General features: G+C 61.4%; 19 protein-coding genes. 14 read left to right on the top strand and 5 right to left on the bottom strand.

Annotated features, from left to right (window positions below):
* The first annotated feature begins 19 nt into the window (after positions 1–19).
* From BLU29_RS08130 to BLU29_RS08085, 10 genes are all read left to right on the top strand, one after another.
* Positions 20–955: a hypothetical protein gene (locus tag BLU29_RS08130; RefSeq protein WP_091056559.1), complete on the top strand. Its 936-nt coding sequence runs from the start codon at positions 20–22 to the stop codon at positions 953–955.
* A complete protein-coding gene (locus BLU29_RS08125; protein WP_091056557.1) occupies positions 952–1,263 on the top strand; it encodes an STAS-like domain-containing protein in 312 nt (103 codons plus the stop codon). Before BLU29_RS08130 ends, BLU29_RS08125 begins: the two co-directional genes overlap by 4 nt.
* A 205-nt stretch (positions 1,264–1,468) precedes the next feature.
* Complete coding sequence (locus tag BLU29_RS17970) at positions 1,469–1,789, top strand: hypothetical protein (RefSeq protein WP_157693715.1); 321 nt, start codon at positions 1,469–1,471, stop codon at positions 1,787–1,789.
* Entirely contained in the window at positions 1,782–2,111 is a 330-nt protein-coding gene (locus BLU29_RS08115; protein ID WP_091056553.1) for a helix-turn-helix transcriptional regulator, read from the top strand. Before BLU29_RS17970 ends, BLU29_RS08115 begins: the two co-directional genes overlap by 8 nt.
* 10 nt (positions 2,112–2,121) lie before the next feature.
* A complete protein-coding gene (locus BLU29_RS08110; RefSeq protein ID WP_091056552.1) occupies positions 2,122–2,994 on the top strand; it encodes an ImmA/IrrE family metallo-endopeptidase in 873 nt (290 codons plus the stop codon).
* On the top strand, positions 2,975–3,808 hold the full coding sequence (locus BLU29_RS08105; protein WP_091056550.1) for a hypothetical protein: 834 nt from the start codon (positions 2,975–2,977) through the stop codon (positions 3,806–3,808). Before BLU29_RS08110 ends, BLU29_RS08105 begins: the two co-directional genes overlap by 20 nt.
* A gap of 7 nt (positions 3,809–3,815) precedes the next feature.
* Positions 3,816–4,514, top strand: a complete 699-nt coding sequence (locus BLU29_RS08100; protein WP_091056549.1) for a hypothetical protein — start codon at positions 3,816–3,818, stop codon at positions 4,512–4,514.
* A 1-nt stretch (position 4,515) separates the two neighbouring features.
* Complete coding sequence (locus tag BLU29_RS08095; RefSeq protein ID WP_091056547.1) at positions 4,516–5,136, top strand: hypothetical protein; 621 nt, start codon at positions 4,516–4,518, stop codon at positions 5,134–5,136.
* Complete coding sequence (locus tag BLU29_RS08090; protein ID WP_172830234.1) at positions 5,136–6,191, top strand: nucleotide kinase domain-containing protein; 1,056 nt, start codon at positions 5,136–5,138, stop codon at positions 6,189–6,191. Before BLU29_RS08095 ends, BLU29_RS08090 begins: the two co-directional genes overlap by 1 nt.
* Positions 6,175–7,185, top strand: a complete 1,011-nt coding sequence (locus tag BLU29_RS08085) for a thymidylate synthase (protein ID WP_157693714.1) — start codon at positions 6,175–6,177, stop codon at positions 7,183–7,185. The genes BLU29_RS08090 and BLU29_RS08085 overlap by 17 nt, the downstream gene beginning before the upstream one ends.
* Before the next feature lie 31 nt (positions 7,186–7,216).
* Here BLU29_RS08085 and BLU29_RS17965 read toward each other — a convergent pair whose 3' ends face one another.
* Positions 7,217–8,056, bottom strand: a complete 840-nt coding sequence (locus tag BLU29_RS17965; protein ID WP_157693713.1) for a hypothetical protein — start codon at positions 8,054–8,056, stop codon at positions 7,217–7,219.
* 65 nt (positions 8,057–8,121) lie between these two features.
* Here BLU29_RS17965 and BLU29_RS08080 point away from each other — a divergent pair, with 65 nt between their 5' ends.
* Entirely contained in the window at positions 8,122–8,772 is a 651-nt protein-coding gene (locus BLU29_RS08080; RefSeq protein ID WP_091056543.1) for a TRIC cation channel family protein, read from the top strand.
* 313 nt (positions 8,773–9,085) lie between these two features.
* Positions 9,086–9,286 (top strand): hypothetical protein, encoded by a 201-nt coding sequence (locus BLU29_RS08070; RefSeq protein ID WP_091056540.1) that lies wholly within the window; start codon positions 9,086–9,088, stop codon positions 9,284–9,286.
* On the opposite strand, the gene BLU29_RS08065 is transcribed toward BLU29_RS08070, so the two are convergent.
* The 4 genes from BLU29_RS08065 to BLU29_RS08050 form a co-directional block, all read right to left on the bottom strand.
* On the bottom strand, positions 9,287–9,823 hold the full coding sequence (locus tag BLU29_RS08065; RefSeq protein ID WP_091056538.1) for a DUF3016 domain-containing protein: 537 nt from the start codon (positions 9,821–9,823) through the stop codon (positions 9,287–9,289). It lies immediately after the preceding gene.
* Positions 9,824–9,885: 62 nt separating this feature from the next.
* Positions 9,886–13,023, bottom strand: coding sequence for an efflux RND transporter permease subunit (locus BLU29_RS08060; RefSeq protein ID WP_091056537.1), 3,138 nt, complete (start codon positions 13,021–13,023; stop codon positions 9,886–9,888).
* 3 nt (positions 13,024–13,026) lie between these two features.
* Complete coding sequence (locus BLU29_RS08055; RefSeq protein WP_091056535.1) at positions 13,027–14,184, bottom strand: efflux RND transporter periplasmic adaptor subunit; 1,158 nt, start codon at positions 14,182–14,184, stop codon at positions 13,027–13,029.
* A complete protein-coding gene (locus BLU29_RS08050) occupies positions 14,181–14,654 on the bottom strand; it encodes a MarR family transcriptional regulator (protein WP_091056533.1) in 474 nt (157 codons plus the stop codon). Before BLU29_RS08050 ends, BLU29_RS08055 begins: the two co-directional genes overlap by 4 nt.
* Before the next feature lie 265 nt (positions 14,655–14,919).
* Between BLU29_RS08050 and BLU29_RS08045 the strand changes: the two genes are divergently transcribed.
* A complete protein-coding gene (locus tag BLU29_RS08045) occupies positions 14,920–15,648 on the top strand; it encodes a hypothetical protein (protein WP_091056531.1) in 729 nt (242 codons plus the stop codon).
* Between the two features lie 97 nt (positions 15,649–15,745).
* Positions 15,746–16,516: a hypothetical protein gene (locus BLU29_RS08040; RefSeq protein WP_157693711.1), complete on the top strand. Its 771-nt coding sequence runs from the start codon at positions 15,746–15,748 to the stop codon at positions 16,514–16,516.
* Positions 16,517–16,535: the final 19 nt, after the last annotated feature.

Raw genomic sequence — 16,535 nt, 5'->3', positions numbered from 1 at the left:
CCGGTCGCCGCCCATCTCCATGCATCGCATTGTTGTTCCCGCGCAAATAAACGCCGCAGGTCTGCCGCACTTCCTTGAATTGATCGGACAACCCGTCACTGAGCGCACTGTCCTGCTAGACTTCGCCCAACTCCGACGCGTCTCGCCAGCCGGAATGGTAGCTCTGGTCGCAACTGTGAAGCGCTGGCAGCGCGACGGCCGCATTGTGTTGTTCGACAACCTTGGATCCTGCGCGATCACCGGCTACCTCCAGCGCATGGATGTGTTGAAGACCTGCGACGTGCAACTGCCCGAGCACTTTACCCGCCACCAAGCCGCGGGTCGATTCATGCCGGTCCAACTGATCGACCACCCGGTCGATGCCATGGGCCACGACATGGCGATGTGCGTCGCCCCCGGAGGCGACGATCTCGACCATCCATTGGCCGCGTTGTATGACCTCGTGTGGTATGTTCTCACTGAGGTCGCAAACAACGTCAGGCAGCACAGCGGCGGAATCGGCTACGCGACGGCGCAGGTCACCCAGCACGAGGGCTTCGTGCGGCTCGCCCTGGCAGACAACGGCAAGGGCATTCGGCAAAGTTTCCGCGACGCGGGGTTCTCGTGGAGTGCGGGACTGGACGATCCGGGCGCCATCCAAAAGGCGCTTGAGCCCTTCGTCTCCAGCAAGGGCAGCCCTACCAACGAAGGCGTGGGATTGACCCTCGTATCGGGACTAGCCCGGTTGACCGGGGCACGACTCCTGATCGTCAGCGGGCGCGGTATGTTAACAATGGACGCGCATGGGCATGTAATCGCTCAAGAACAAGGGCATGGTGCCGTATTTCAGGGAACTTTACTGGCCCTTACTGTTCCTCAAAATCAGGTGCAAGACTTTGCAGCGCTGCTTACTGCCGCCAAAGCCGCGGCTGGACTCTTGCGCCCGCCGGGTCTATCGGATAGCTTCCAACCATGAAACACGAACTGTTCCTCGCGACCGACTTCGGCCCGCAGCTCGCTGATGGCGAAGCAGCGAGCTGTTATCGCTTGGCGCGGGTCGAGCCCTATCTCAGCCTATGTGAGCAGGTCGTGCTTGATTTTACCGGCGTGCGGAGTGCTAACAGTTCATTCGTTAACGCTTTGGTTGCCGGTATTGTCGAACAGCACGGCCAAGACGTGTTGCACAAGGTTGCCTTTAAGGGATGCAACCCTGTCGTCCGAGTGTTGGTAGAAGCCGCCATTGCTTTGGGGCTTCGCAAAGTTGACGGTCGGGTTGACGCCTGAAGCGTCGTTGGGCGAGAAGGTATAACGTCTTGCCCCACGGCAGGTATGTGTTGAACTGACCTTATAGAGGAGTGTTGGTCGGGCCACCAACGCTTCCGATGCCCATGATTTTCGGCCCAGTAAGCTTTTTTGGAAATGGAAGCAGTGGGTTTCGTCGCTTGACATGGTAAGATTTTCTTACACAGTGTAAGGCATCCCGCCCACCATGAGCTACACACGCCCAGAAGTCCTCACCTGCCTAACAAAGGCCGTCCGGAAAATTCTCATTTTCCGAGGCAAAACCGAAGAAGCTGAAGAGCCTATCCCCGAGAACATCGACCCGGTGCTCACCCTCGGGATTCCCTCCCTCGACCTGGCCCAAGTCGGCCCGGAACTCGCCCGTGAATCCGACGAACTGGATCTGCCCAACGAAGTATACGATTGGGCCGATGACTCCAGCGGCACGCGGCGCTATCGCACACTCGGAGAAATTGCCGACCGCGTGATGGATCATCTGGCAAAACACGGAGGCCAGAAACATGAGTGACCTCGAAACTCGTCGCACCGAGATCGCTGATCGCCTTCGCGCGGCCCGAGAGCAGGCCGGCTTGTCCCAAGGTCAGGTCGCAACCCTGCTGAAGCTGCAGCGACCTGCTGTCTCGGAAATCGAAGCTGGTCGCCGTCGCGTAACTGCCGAAGAAATCGCGCAGTTGGCCGAAATCTTCGATGTCAATGTCGAGTGGATAATTTCAGGCACCGCCACGATGGCGGACCCAAAAGTTGAACTGGCAGCCAGAGAGTTAGGGAAGCTCAAGTCCGATGATTTGGACATGGTTCTCAAGCTCCTACGAACCATGAAGAGAAAGTGAGCTTCCCGCAATGGCCACCCTGACTCGCCCCCAAATAGTTAAAGCAATCGATCGTGCGCTCCGTTGCCGGCTGAAGGCCGGCTACGAGGCGATTGAACCGGTTTGCGTCTTCGACCTAGCCACCAAACTGAAGGTCGAGGTGCGCTTCGTGGCGGGCAACAGCTTCGGTGGAATGTATGCGAAAGACTTTGAAAAAATCCTGATTCCCACCAAGCGCCCGCCGGGACGGCAGGCGTTTACCTGCGCGCATGAACTTGGGCATTGGGCGTTCGGTCATGGCACCCGAGTCGAACTCATCGAGGAACTCGACAAAGGCGGATCGGACGATCCCGACGAGCGGATGGCCAATGTGTTCGCCTCACACCTGCTGATGCCCGACTGGGCGGTTGAAGATGCCTTCCGACGGCGCAGCCTGGTGCCGGCACGTTGCGAAGCGCTGGACTGCTACCGCATCGCGAACCAACTGGGGATCGGATACGAGACCCTAGTGCAGCACCTCCGCTACGGTGTAAAGCTGATCAAGGACGACCGGGCCGAGCGTTTGCTTAAGACCAGCCCCAAGGAAATCCGCACCAATGTCCTTGGCACCCCAGACCCACGGCACCTCATCATCGCCGACCAATATTGGTGGCGCGTGCCGATCGATCTGACCGTGGGCGACGCGCTGATTTTGCCGGTGGGCTTCCAAGCCGACGGCGCCGTCTTGCAGCAGATCGGCATTACCTTTCATGGCACGTGGTTCGAGGCGGTCCGGCCGGGTTACTGTCGCGTGTTCTCTGAAGACCACGGCTGGTCCAGTTTCGTGCGGGTGGCCCGCAAAGATTATGTGGGGCGCAGCAAATTCAGATTTTTGGAGGATCCCGATGTCAACGAACCGGCCTGAAATAATTGCTGAGACGAACCTGTCCTATGCTTGGGGCAAGGCGTTCCTGCGCATGATGGGGCCCGATTCGACCCATGCTCCCATCACTCTCTCCGTCGAGGCTTTCACCCCCAAGGGACTGCCCATCGAAGATCCGGTGATTCGTAACGCGACTGATGCTGCACTGAAGGCCCACGGTCTGCTTCCCGTAACCAACACCGCTTACACTATTTTCCCCAACGACGCCTGGGAATTCCAAAAGCAACCGCCACACGAGAAGTTCGCGCCGGGCTTCCGGAAATGGATTTTCCCCTTCATGTATCGTGCCCATCGAGGGAATCGCACGGGCACCTATTTCCAGCGCATGGTCGCGTTCGGGGCCGATATCGACAAGCAAGGACACTTGTCTCCAGCCCATGTCGATCAACCCGCCAAGATCCTGGCGTTCTGGCGCGGGGCCGGTAGTCACCGCCGCTCCGCACTGCAAATGGCGTGCTTCGACCCACACCGCGATCACCACGGGAAAGCCCGAAGCGGATTCCCATGCCTTCAGCAGGTTAGCCTGAGCTACGACAGTCAGCATGAGGGCCTGGCCATCACGGGCTATTATCCGAGCGAATTCATTTTCGACCGCGGCTATGGCAACTACCTCGGTCTTTGCCACTTGGGCCGATATATGGCCAAGAACATGGGTCTGCACCTCATCCGGATGAATTGCGTGATCGCCCACCCCCTACTTGGCGGCGAAGGTGTGAGTAAGACTCCGCTGCGCCCATTGGAAAAACTGATTCGCAACCAAATCGCCGCCGCAGAAGCCGCAGCGGCCGTCGCCTAATCCCGCCATGTCATTCTGGTCTAGTGAAACCCTTCGGCAGCGTATCCCGGCGGGTAACTTGGTTACCCCTTATGACGCTCGGCGCATCAAGCACGCGGCCTATGAGATGAGTTTGGGCAACGAGGCCTACGTCACCTCGTCGCCGATCAAGAAAAAGGTCTCTCTCTGGCCGGGCGATCATGTCGAAATTCCACCCGGCCAATTCGCCCTGCTGCACACGGCCGAAGTCATTAAAGTGCCCGACAGCGCCCTCGCGTTCATCTCCATAAAGGCCAAGATTAAGCTTAAGGGCCTTGTCAACGTATCCGGGTTTCACGTCGATCCGGGGTTCACCGGGCAACTCGTATTTTCAGTCTACAATGCAGGTTGTCGCTCGGTTCGGATCGGCTGCGGAGATCCGGTTTTTCTGATCTGGTTCAGTGACCTGACCGCACCTACGCGTGATCTCTACACCGGCGGTTACTCCGGCCAGCGGGGAATCCAGCCACAGGCCGTCATGGAGATTGATGGGGACATCGCTTCACCCGCTATGCTCACCGAGCGCATTCGCACGCTGGAATCCACCTCCAAGTTCCACGCCAAGCTGCTCTGGAGTTGCCTCGTTGTCCTGATTCTCGGCATTGTGGGGCTAATCATCCAGAATAACACCGGCCACTACTCGAGTAACGAAGCGCCTGCCACGGCTCCTTCCAACAAGAAACCGTAACATGAACCTCGGTCATCTCATTGTCGTCGAGGGGCCCGAGAACACGGGTAAAACCACGCTCGCGCAAGTATTGCCTACAGCCCTTGCCCAGCGGGGGGTTCACGCCGAATACATGTCATTCCCAGGACGCGGCACCGCATCCATCGGAGCCGTGGTCTATGATCTAGAGCATAAACCCGACCGTTTTGGGATCACGGCGCTGCCAGCGGCAACTCGCCAAGTTCTCCATTTAGCAGCACATCTCGATGCAATAGAGTCCCGCATAAAGCCGGCCTTGGCTTCCGGCCGCTGGATTGTGCTTGATCGGTATTGGTGGTCGATGTGGGCCCATGGCCACGCCCAGGGTCTCTCCACCACCTTGCTTAATCAACTCGTCAAAATAGAGTGCGACGCGTGGCAACCTATTAAGCCTGCGGTGATCTTTTGCACCCTACGCCCGGCCCCATTCGACGATCCGCTCACCCCGCAATGGGAAGCCGTCCAAGCTGCTTATCGCCAATTGGTCGAGGTTCAGGGGGCACATGCCCCTATCGACCAACTGGGGCCCACACAATCGGTCGAGGATCGCGTAATATCCTGCTTGGCTCGCCTCACAACGCTCGGTGTGCTCCCGCGACTCTAATGCCTACAACTGCTCGAAGAAACCTCGCCTCTTTCACGCCACCACGACCGAACATTTTGGTTCACCTTTCGCCGGCCAAACCGACCGTCGTTTACGATACTTATTGGAAATTCAGCACCGAGCGGCAACGGATTTTCTTCGCGCGAATCGCCGGCCAGCCTGCACCTTGGACGGACGACCCCGTGCTCCAGGCGCACAAATTCACAAACGCCTACCGGGCCTCTGACCGAGTCAGCCAATATCTCATCCGTTCGGTGATTTACCGCGGAGACCAAGATCCCATTCAGCTTTGTTTCCGCATCCTGCTTTTCAAGATCTTCAACCGGATCGACACTTGGGAACTATTGGAGCGCGAATTTGGCGAAGTTCGTTATGCGCCGGGCTTCGTTCGCGCCTACGATCAAGTGCTGACGCGCGCCATGGCGGCAGGGAAGCGGATTTATTCTCCGGCCTATATCATGCCCTCCGGTGGAAAACTGAACAAGACTGGGCGGAAGCACCGTATGCACCTTGATCTGCTCGCCCGGATGATCACTGACCATCTTCCTCAAAAACTCATTGAGGCCGGCTCCATGCAAGAAGCGTTCTCCCTGCTTCTGGGCTACCCAACCATCGGCGACTTCCTGGCCTATCAATACGTCACAGACCTCAACTATAGCCCGTTGCTGAATTTCGATGAGATGCACTTCGTTGTGCCCGGCCCGGGCGCACTTAATGGCATCGCTAAATGCTTTGCGGACTTCGGCGGACTGACGGAAGTAGACCTCATCAAGATTGTCGCTGAGCGCCAAGAGGCAGAATTCACCCAGCGCGGCTTGAAATTCCAATCTCTGTGGGGTCGAAAACTGCAGCTCATCGACTGCCAGAACCTCTTTTGCGAGGTAGATAAGTATTCACGCGTGGCGCATCCCGAATTCGGCAGTGGTGGGCGCACACGCATCAAGCAGCGCTTCTCGCCACATAGTGCCCCCATTTCCTACTGGTTCCCGCCGAAGTGGAAGATCAATGAGCGCATCACGCTCCGACCCATGGTGCCGCATGATTCACTCCTTTGAAGGCAACACGGCGGACGAGGCCTGGCGCGAAGCGGCCCTCGCCCTCCTACAAGGTCCCGACACCACCGTCCAAGAAAGCCGGGTGGGGAAGACGCGTGAATTGCTGCACGTTGCCTTGCAGATTAAGGATCCTCGCCAGCGATGGATCGTCTCACGAAGAGATGCCCTAAACGTCGCCTTTGCCCTCGCGGAAGTGATCTGGATACTCGAAGGTCGCAACGACGCCCGCTTCCTGGTTTATTTCAACCGAAAGCTAACTCACTATGCTGGAGATGCACCGGTTTATCACGGCGCATACGGTGAGCGGCTACGAAAACGATTCGGTCTCGATCAATTGAGACGGGCGACCAGTGCCTTGCGCGGTAATCCCCAGAGCCGTCAAGTCGTGCTGCAGATTTGGAGCAGCGAGGATGATCTCCCGCACATTGACGGACAACCGGTTTCGGCAGACATCCCTTGCAACCTGGTTTCGATGCTCAAGGTGCGCGGGGGACGCCTTGATTGGACACAAGTCATGCGCAGCAATGACGCTTACCGCGGGACTCCGCACAATATCGTGCAGTTCACATGCCTCCAAGAAGTGATTGCCGGGTGGCTCGGCGTTGGGCTGGGCACCTATACGCACTGGAGCGATAGCCTCCACTTCTACGAGGACAGCCTTCAAAGCAGCCCAGTGGCTCCAGTCCAAGCTACTGTGCATATGAACACAGATACTCTCAGCCTTCCCGAGGCGGAATTCGACCGCATCTGGCCATCGGTAATGCGTCTCGCCGAGGCGATCACTGATGAAACGCATTCCAGCAAGCAGCTCATGGAGATGCTGGCGCAGACAGCTCTTCCGCTCGGCTGGGCTAACATTGTCCGCATTCTGTTGGCCGAAGGCCTCCGTCGCCGTCGAGCGATCAACGATATTCCCGCCGTCGTTGAAAGCGTCAGCAATCCAGCACTAAAGGATCTCTGGGCCCGATGGTTTGTTAGGGTGGGATCGCCCTAGCAAACTTTGGCAGTGAAATGCCTCTGCTGCGCTACAGCCCAGCAATCAATAGATCGTAGGGAAATCGTCTTTCGTTCTCAGATATTTGATCGAGGGCAAAAAACGCTTCGTAGAATTGCCGCAGTGTGCGACCCTCCGTTTCAGCCAGTGCAGCCTTAATCTGCCAATCAGTGACTTTCGGATTAGCTCGGCCTGCTGCTCTGGCTTTTTGGGCCAACTCTTTTCTAACCTGTTTTCTTCTGAGCTTGAAAGGGTCGCGTGCGCGATTTTCGCGAACCACATTTTTGTATGCACCGCGAAATGCTTTTTCGACAGTGAAAAATGCAAATTGCGCACCGCTGAAGATTTTGCCCTGCAAGGCCGCTAGCGCCTTATGGCCATCGTCGGTAGCAACCAATGTTCGGTAAAACGCCTCGAATCCATTGAGCAGTTCCGGCGTCTCCGCTTCGCGGTCACATCCGACGACCCCGACAAATGGCGCCGGTTTAAAAGCAGACATTGCTACAATTTGATGAATCCCAAAACAGCATGAAAAAGTAACCAACAGGTTAAACCGGGTCGCCAAATTAAACCGCAGCAAGTGCGGGCCGAACTCTTCCCATGAAACGAAGCTGTCATCTCTGAGACCGAATCCCTCATCATTCCCGTGCAACTCGAAATGTAGCACAGGAACAGCTGCCGACACCCCGGCGTAGATTGCGTCCATCTCACGAAACAGGTCATCGCGAGAGAGAACAAAATGATAAACCATCTGTATCCCTTCAGGTGTATCGCGATTCCAGTTTTCGGTTAGCCGCCGGCCTGGCTCGCCATCGCTCTCCTTCAACGATTCAATAACGTGTATGGTATCAAATCCGTATTGAGTGGCCATGCCCTATTGGTATGAGTTGATTAGTTCGTGGTCGTCGAGCATTGGATGATTGTTATCTAGGAACAATGCCCGCGAGTGAATTTCATCTACCGGCCGTCTTCGACCTGTGCGCAACGTTCGCTTTTGCGCTCACTGGGGCGCTGGCTGCGATCAAGCGAGGTTACGACATCGTCGGCGTCTTCTTCCTGGCGCTGGCTTCTGGTATTGGCGGAGGACTGATCCGTGATGGTGTTTTTATCACCGGAACCGGACCAACTCCACTCCTCGCCGATCCGCGCTACATTCATGTCGTTGTCGGGGCTACCATCTTTGGCGCCCTTTTCGGAGGTCGAGTAAAGCATCTGCACCGACTCATTGCTGTGCTCGATGCCTTGGGCCTTGGCGCCTATGCGGCCTTCGGCACGCAAAAGGCGTTGGCCTACGATCTTGCCGTTCCGGCCGCCATTCTGGTTGGCGTCATCAATGCCGCCGGCGGCGGCCTGCTCCGCGATATCATCACCCGTGAGGAACCCCTAGTATTCAAGCCGGGCCAGTTTTACGTTTTGACCGCACTAGGCGGTTCGGTCGCGTTCGTGTTTCTGACCATTTATCTGAATATGCCGGCGACTAAGGCTGCGCTTTGGGCGATTGCGATCACGTTCACTTTCCGTGCGCTGACTATTGCCTTCAACTGGCGCACAACCTCGGTCGCTCCGCTAGTGGAACCCGAGAAATAATTCCCAACAGCCGAAACGTGTCAGGTCTGCTGTTGGGTTGCATGATCGGACAACTCGGGATCGAAACCGATGAAAGTAACGACCTTCTCGCGCCGCCATTCGGTAGGATAGTGAAGATTGCGCTCCCAGAAATTCACCGACTCGAAGCTAACTCCTATGATGGCTGCAACTTGCTTTAGGGTTAACTTCCTCTTCAACCGCGCGCACATGAGGTAATCTCCAAGTGATTTTGGTGCCGTAGGGATTACTGAGGTATCTCGCTGTTTTATGGGCCTTGGAGCGGGTTTGGTCACCCGAATCGTGAGTGCATGTTTTGGCAGCAAACCCAGTTGGCGCCGTCACCTTCATCTGCGCCGGTGTCTACCTCGCCATCACCGCTTCCCAGGCGGCGCTGCTGGCCATGGCGGTGACCTTCCTCTTCCGGTCGGTCACCATCGCCTTCAACTGGCGGACGGCCCCGGTGTCCTCCGGCGCCATCTTCACGCAGGGCGACGCCCCGCCCCGCAAAGACTAATCAGTTCTTCGCGACGGCGGGCCGGAACTCGTCGCGCAGCCAGTCGCCCAGCATGCCCTTCTCGTAGCGGAGCGGGTCGTCGCGGATACCGTCAATCCGCATTTGGAAGGACATGTCCTGCAGCTTGCGTTCGCCTTCCTTGATCACCTGGCCGTTTGCATCGGTCAGCTTGAAACTGAAGGTCAGGCGCGGAATGTAGATTTCCTTGATGATGCGGACGTCGTTGAACTGCGGCCCGCGCCACGGCTCGAAGTCGCCGGCGAGGTCGATGTCCGTGAAGGTGATGGTGAGCTTCTGTCCTGGGGCGAGCCGGCTTTCACCCTGCTGCTCCAGGTATTCCTCAATCGGCGGCAGGTAGCGCGCGCGGCCGCGCTCATTGTCGGAGTCCGACGCGTTGTCGCGGAGGTCGGTGAATTTTTCGGGGTGGGAGAAGACCACGGTGACCCGGCTGGCGGGCTTGGACTCGGCGGCAAACAGCGCTCCGGCGGCGGACAAGCCGAGCAGGAGCGTGCAACGGATGAGGCGGGTAAGGTTCATGGCGGGGGTGGGCTGGCTGGAAACCTAGCCCGTTCCCCGTGCATTGCAACCGGCGGAATTCCTCACTTGGCCACGGGAACCGGCAACCCCACCGGGGCCGGGCGACCGCGCTTGTGCGCCAGCCAATGACTGAACCGGTCCATGTAGATGTAGATGACCGGCGTGATGTAGAGGGTGAGCATCTGCGAGACAAGCAGGCCGCCCACCACGGCGAGGCCGAGCGGCCGGCGCGAGTCGGCGCCCGCGCCGAGCCCGAGGGCGATGGGAATGGCGCCCGCCAGCGCCGCAAAGGTCGTCATCATGATCGGCCGGAACCGCACGAGACAGGCCTCGGTGATGGCCTCCTGCGCGTGGAAGGCCGCCCCCTGCTCCTTCTCCTTCGCGATGGCGAAATCGATCATCATGATGGCGTTCTTCTTCACGATGCCGATGAGCAGGATGACGCCGACGTAACCCATGACATTCAGCTCCTCCCGGAAGGCCCAGAGCGTGAACAGCGCGCCGAAGCTCGCCGCGGGCAAACCCGAAAGAATCGTCAGCGGATGGATGAAATCCTCATAAAGAATGCCGAGCACCACGTAAATCACGAGCACCGCCATGATGAGCAGCAACCCGAGGCCCTGGAGCGACGAGGCGAAGGCCTGCGCCGAGCCCTGGAATCCGTAGCTGATGGTCGCGGGGAGTTCCCGGCGGGCCAGGTCGCCGATCGCAACCGCCGCTTCGCCGAGCGAATAACCGGGCCGAAGGTTGAAGGAGATCGTGACCGCCGGCAGCTGGCCAAGGTGGTTGACGGTCAGCGGGCCGACCTCGCGGCGCAGCGCGGCGACGGTGTCAAGGGGGACCAGCTTGCCGTTCCGGTTGCGGATGTAGATCAGGGAGAGCGATTCGGTGTTCTTCTGGAATTCGGGCGCCGTTTCCATGATCACGTAATACTGGTTGGTCGGCGTATAGATGGTGGAGACCTGGCGGGTGCCGTAGGCGCTGTAGAGTGCGTCCTCGATCTGCGCCGGCGTGACGCCGAGGGCGGCGGCGCGGTCGCGGTTGATGTCGACGCGCAGCTGCGGATTGGAAATCTGCAGGTCGGAGTTCACGTCCTGCAGATCGGAGAGCCCGCGCATCTTTCCCTCCATTTTCTGCGCCGCGGCATAGAGTTCCGTCAGGTCGCTGCCGAACAGCGTGAACTGGTAGAGCGCCTTGGTCAGCGTGCCGCCCAGCCGGATGGGGGGCAGGAGCTGGGGGAAAACGCGCAGGCCGGGGATGACCGACAGCTCCTGGCGCAGCTGCTGCACGATCACGGCCGCGTGCGGCCGCTGGTTGCGCGGCTTGAGCAGCATGAAGATGCGCCCCTGGTTGCCGGTGGTCCCCGTCGGCCCGCCGCCGATGGCCGACATGAAGGTGTCCACGTAGGGATTCTTGGCCACGATGGCCGCGGCCGCCTGCTGGTGGCGCACCAACTCGGCGAATGAGACATCCTGCGCCGCCTCGGTGAAGGCGAAGATCTGGCCCGTGTCGTCCGTGGGGATGAACCCGGTGGGCAACACGCGCGCCACGAGGACCGTCAGCACGGCCATCAGGCCGGCGATGCCGACCGTGACCAGCCGGTGGCGCAGCGCGATCCGCAGCGTGCGCCCGTAGAAGTCCCGCATGCCGTTGAACAGATTCTCAAAAACCTGGTAGAGCCGGCCGTGCCGCTCCACCTCGCCCGCCCGGTGCGGCTGCAGGAAACGGCTGCAAAGCATCGGCGTCAGCGTCAGCGACACCACGCCCGAGACCAGGATGGCCGCGGTGATGGTGACGGCGAACTCGTGCAGCAGCCGGCCGAGGATGCCGCCCATGAACAGCACGGGGATGAACACGGCGACGAGCGACAGCGTCATCGAGAGGATGGTGAAGCCGATCTCGGCGGAGCCCTTGAAGGCGGCTTCCCGCACCGGCATGCCCTGCTCGGTGTAGCGGACGATGTTCTCGAGCATGACGATCGCATCGTCGACCACGAAGCCGACCGACAGGGTGAGGGCGAGCAGCGAGAGGTTATCCAGCGTATAGCCGGAAAAATACATCGTGATGAAGGTGCCGCACAGGGCCATCGGGATGGCGACGCCCGGGATGACGGTCGCGCGGAGGTTGCGCAGGAAGACGAAGATGACCAGCACCACGAGGATGATGGCCAGGGTGAGGGTGAACTGCACGTCGTTCACCGACTCGCGCACGGTCTGCGAGCGGTCCGCGAGGATGTTGAGCTCGACGGAAGCCGGCAGCTGGGACCGGAACGCCGGCAGCAGCTTGCGCACCCGGTCGACGACCTCGACCGTGTTCGTGCCCGGCTGTTTCTGCACCGCGAGGATGACCGAACGGTCGCCCCGGGCCCCCCGGTAATACCAGCTGGCCACGTGGATGTCCTGCACGCTGTCGATGACCTTCGCCAGCTCGCCGAGACGGACCGGCGCACCGTTGCGGTAGGCGACGACGATCTTGGAAAATTCCCCGCTGCCCGCGAGCTGCCCGGTGGCAAGGATGGTCATCGCCTGGCGGTTGCCGTCGAGGACGCCGGTCGGCAGGTTCACGTTGTGCGCGGCGAGCGCGGCGCGCACGTCGTCGAGCGCGATGCCCTTCGCCGCGAGGGCGCGGGGGTCGAGCTGGACCCGGAGCGCGTATTTCTGCGCGCCGTAGACCTGCACCTGGGCGATGCCGTCGATCGTGGAAATCCGCTGGGCCAGGGTGGTCTCGGCGTATTCGTCGACGATGGACAGCGGCAGCGTGGGCGAACTCAGCGCCAGGTAGATGATCGGCTGGTCGGCGGGGTTGGTTTTCCGGAAGGAGGGCGGCGCGGGCATGTCGTTCGGAAGCCGTCGCTGCACGGCCGCAATCGCGGCCTGCACGTCCTGGGCCGCGCCGTCGATGCTGCGCTCGAGCGAGAACTGCAGCGTGATGGAGGTCGAACCAAGGCCGCTGGTCGACGTCATCGAGTCGATGCCGGCGATGGTGGAGAACTGCTGCTCGAGCACCGTCGCCACGGCGCTGGCCATGGTTTCGGGCGTCGCGCCGGGCAGGCTGGCGCTGACCTGGATGGTCGGGAAGTCGACGTTGGGCAGGTCGGAGACCGGCAGGAGCTTGTAGGCCATGACGCCGAAGATGGTCAGCGCCGCGGTGAGCAGCGTGGTCATCACGGGCCGGCGGATGCAAAGGGCGGGCAGGTTCATGGCTCAGTCCTCGGTTGCCGCCGCCGGGGCCGGCGCGGCGGCACCCAGCGTGGCGAATTCCACCTTCACGCCCGGCAGAAGCCGGAGCTGGCCGTCGGTGACCACCGTCTCGCCGTCCCGCACCCCTTCCGCCAGCAACGTGTGGTCGCCGTCGGTGCGCGCCACCTTCACCTGGCGGAGCTCGACGGTCTTGTCGTCCTTCACCACGAACAGGGTCGAGCCTTCCTGGCTGTTCTGCACGGCGGTGGTGGGCACGACCACGACCCCGCGGTCAATGTCCACCTCGGTCATCACATGCACGAACTGGCCGGGCCAGAGCGCGTGATCGGCGTTGTCGAAGAGCGCCTTGAGGGTGATGGTGCCGGTGGTGGCATCGACCGTGTTGTCGATGAAATCGAGCCGGCCGTCCGTGCGCACGAGATGGGTGGTGCGCTCGGTGATGCTGATGCCGGCCCGCTTTTCCGCCTGCGCGGTCCGGATGGCCGCCAGGGCGGTTTCCGGCACGGTGTAGGCCACGGCGATCGGCGCCAGCTGGTTGATGGTGACGATGGAGGTGTTGATGTCGTTGGCCTTCACCAGCGCGCCCTCGTGCAGGAGCAGCTGGCCCGCGCGGCCCGCGAACGTTGCCCGGATCTCGGTGTAACCGAGCTGCAGCTCCGCGTTGGCGACCGCCGCCTCCCTGGCCTGCACCTGCGCCCTGGAGGTCTCGGCCTTGGTGGCATACTGGACGTATTCCTCCTTCGAGATCGCGGCCTGGTCGTTCAAGCGCTGGTAGCGATCGAGATCGGCCTGGGCCTGCCCGGCCATGGCGCGGGCGTTGGCGAGGTCGGCCCGGGCCGCGAGCAGCCCGTTCTCGAACGGCCGGCGGTCGAGCGTGACCAGCAGGTCGCCCGCCCGCACGTCATCGCCCTCCTTGAAGTTGACCTGGGCAATGATCCCGTCGACCTGCGACTTCACGGTCACGCTGCGCAGGGCCTGCACATTGCCGATGGACTCGATGCGCCGGGGCACGTCCTGCCGCACGGCTTTCGCCACCTGCACCGGCACGGCGGGTGCGGCGCCCGCGGTCGCGGCATTCTTGCTGCAACCGGCGGCCAGCAGGAGCACGGGCAACGGCGCGAGGGGGATCAACCAACGAAGCAGACGGGAGGGGATGTTCATGAAAGGGAGTGATGGCCGTTGGCCTGCAGGCGGAGGAGGTTGGCCTTGATGTGGGCGAGGTCGTCGAGCAGCGCCGTGCGGCGGGGCGGCGGGAGTCCGCGCAGGTAATCGGCCCGGAGTTCCCCCGCGAGGGTCTCGAGTTTGGCAAAGATTTTCTCGGCCCGCCGCGTGAGGCTCAGGTGATAGGCGCGGCCGTCGGCGGCGTGGTTGCGGCGTTCGATCCAGCCCGCTTTCTCCAGCCGGCCGGCCTGGCGGCTGACGCTGATCCGTTCCATCTGCAGCAACTCGGCGAGTTCGCTCTGCGTGGCGCCGGGCTTCCGGCCGAGGTGGAAAAGGAAGAGCCATTGGGCGCGCGTCAGATCGAGGTGCCGCACCCGGCGGTCGAACTCCCGCCGCGCCAGCCGGTTCACCTCGGCCAGCAGGGAGGCGAGGTTACGATCGGTGGCGGAACTGGGCCGGAGGCCGGGCATGAGGGGCAATTAGTAAGCTAGCTTACCTTTTCTGGCAAGCTTCCGGCGCAAGTTTCCCGGCCGCTGCAGAATCAACTCGGAAATCACCCGTTTGGTCGTGTTCCGGCGCGGTTTGCGCCCGGGCAAACCGGCCAAGTTGATCGCACTTGTTCCCAGATTTTACCCGCCCTTTACGACAAAATTTTCCGGCGTTTTTTGCTCCGGTCGAACCCGCTTCGCCAGCCACGGTCGGTGGCGGTGAACCCTCAACCAAAGGAATCCCACCATGAATACCTATGGTCACAAGATCATCATTGTATCACTGCTCGCCGGCCTCGCTTCGCTGGCTTCTTCCGGCCAGGTGCTGAACGGCGCCGCCGCCGGTGCCACTGCGGTCCGGATGCCGGCCACACCCGTCATACCCCCGCCCCCGCCGCCACCGCCTAGCGTAAACGCCAGCGCGGCGGCCCAGAGCGCCGCGGCCACATCCGCCGCGGTCCGGGCACCGGTCAGTTCCGCTGCCACCAATGCCGCGGGCAGCACCGCGGTCAACGGCTCGGCGTCAACCGGCCTGAACGCCAACGCCACCACCCACGCCGCGGCGCAGGGCCAGGTCAACGGACTCGCGGTCGCCACCGAAGCCTCCAAGCAGGCTTCCGTGACCGTGAACACCGCCGACACGGTCGCGCAGATCCAAACCGCGGCCTTTGCCCGGCGCGATGAGGTGACGACCGAGGTTCAGGCCCGCCTCGATGCCTCGGCCTCTGCCATGGCCGACCTCGAGGTGAAAACCGCCCAGGCGGGTGAAAAGTCCCGCGCGGCCTTCGCCAAGATCCTCGTGGACGTGCGGGCCCGCGAAAAGGCGCTGCGCACCAGCCTGCGGGCCGCCGCCAAGGCCACCAAGGAGGAATCCTGGGGCGCAATCCAATCGGAACTGGCCAAAAACTACGGGGCCTATGCCGAGATCGTCGCGCGCGCGGAAGCCTCCGCTTCAACCGACGCCGGGACCAAGTAATCCCCGCGATCGTTTCCCGTCCGCTGTCGCGCCCCGGGTGAAAATCCGGGGCGCGTTGCGCCACCCCAGCCTTCCCTTCCCCCGACGCATTCCCGCCATGAAAACTGTTTTGCTTTTCGGTCTCCTGACCGCCTTCAGCACCCGCCTGCTCGCGGACCCCAGTGTCTCCCCGTCACCGGCCCCGACCCATTGGCTGCTCGGCACCGGCTTTGACTACAGCCGCGGTGACTACGGTTTCGCCACCGACACCGAGATGTTCTCCGTGCCGCTCAACCTCGGCTGCGACCGCGGCCCCTGGATCCTGCGGGTCGCGATCCCCTGGATCACCATCAAGGGTCCCGCCGCCATCACCGGCACGGGCGGAGCGGCCCGTCCGACCGCGGCCTCCGAATCGGGCCTCGGTGATATCCTGACCAGCGCCACCTATCAATTTGGCGAAGCGCTGGGACCCGTGAAACTGGATTTCACCGGCCGCATCAAGTTCCCGACCGCCGACGAAGCCCGGGGCCTTGGCACGGGGAGGACGGACTTCTACGGTCAGTTCGACTTCTATCGCACCTACGGCGATCTCACGCCGTTCGCCTCGGTCGGGTATCGCGTGCTGGGCAACAGCGCGGTCTACCACCTTCACGACGGCGTTTACGCGTCCGGTGGCACGCACTTCCGGGTTTCGTCCGCGACGGTTTTGACCGCCGCGTTCAATTGGGGCCAGCGCATCATCAACGGCGGCGATTCCTCGACCGACCTGACCCTGGCCTTCACCCACGACCTCGACGCCCAGTGGCAGCTCGGCGGCTATGGGTTGAAGGGCTTCACCAACGCCAGCCCGAACTACGGCGCCGGTCTGCAGATCAACCGTCGTTTTTGACTTCCGGTTTTGCCCGAAG

The organism is Opitutus sp. GAS368 (genome assembly GCF_900104925.1).
In the GTDB taxonomy this organism is placed as follows: Bacteria; Verrucomicrobiota; Verrucomicrobiia; order Opitutales; family Opitutaceae; genus Lacunisphaera.
This window is presented reverse-complemented; position numbering and strand designations above follow the sequence as displayed.